Source organism: Dyadobacter sp. (assembly GCF_051859145.1).
GTDB lineage: Bacteria > Bacteroidota > Bacteroidia > Cytophagales > Spirosomataceae > Dyadobacter.
Window position 1 is genome coordinate 22,798 of record NZ_JBHYGF010000379.1, and the last position, 787, is coordinate 23,584.

Annotated in this window: 1 protein-coding gene; it reads right to left on the minus strand. The window is 45.6% G+C overall.

The window, feature by feature from the left end:
* Positions 1–229: 229 nt before the first annotated feature.
* A complete protein-coding gene (locus ACTIE6_RS19620; protein ID WP_439558263.1) occupies positions 230–574 on the minus strand; it encodes a nuclear transport factor 2 family protein in 345 nt (114 codons plus the stop codon).
* Positions 575–787: the final 213 nt, after the last annotated feature.

The window sequence follows — 787 nt, forward strand, 5'->3', positions numbered from 1 at the left end:
TCACGTACTCGTATTTCTCCTGATAATCTTCCACCCAATCACCACGCGCAAAGCTGCCGAAGAGAATGATCATTTCCGCAGGAACTTTATCGAGGACATTAGCGGTAAGCGCCTTCAATTGGTCTTGCTTGTTTTGTGGAAGATGAGAGAGGGAGGTTTTCATTCGTGTGTGGGGGTTTTTGAAATTTCGGTAAGATACAAAATTTCAAAAACCCAATGATGGCAAGCACTAATGTTCGATCGCCATCGTCCGCACCATTCCTTTTTCGAACGTGTAGATATGAATTAACAGCGTGTTGCTCAGGATTTGACCCGCCAAATCTTTTAGTACCTGACGCACCTTGATAGCAATCCGACCATCCGATTTTGCCTCAAATGAAATAGGCTCGACCACGGGATCAATTTCTCGCCATTGCCGCAGCCAATAGGCACGCACTTGCTCGTGCCCAGACACATATCCGCCCTCCCAACCATTGGGCCAGCTTACGTCTGTGTGCATATGAGCCAGTACCGCATCGATCCGGCGAGCATTGAAATCCTGGTAGAGCTGGTGTAGTAGAGTTTGATAGTCCATCCTTGATGCTGTTTGAAAGCTCAAAACTACATTTCGTCGGATGGTTTTAATGCCGGTAGAAATTGAGATTTAATTGCAAATTCCGACTAGACTCTAGGCAAGATGAGTTGCGATCATTTCGTATCAGTGTATTCAGAAGCAGTTACTGGCTTCATCCATTTCACTCTTCCGCTAACGTGATTTGGCGTCACTGCTATTTGAACAAAACTAGTG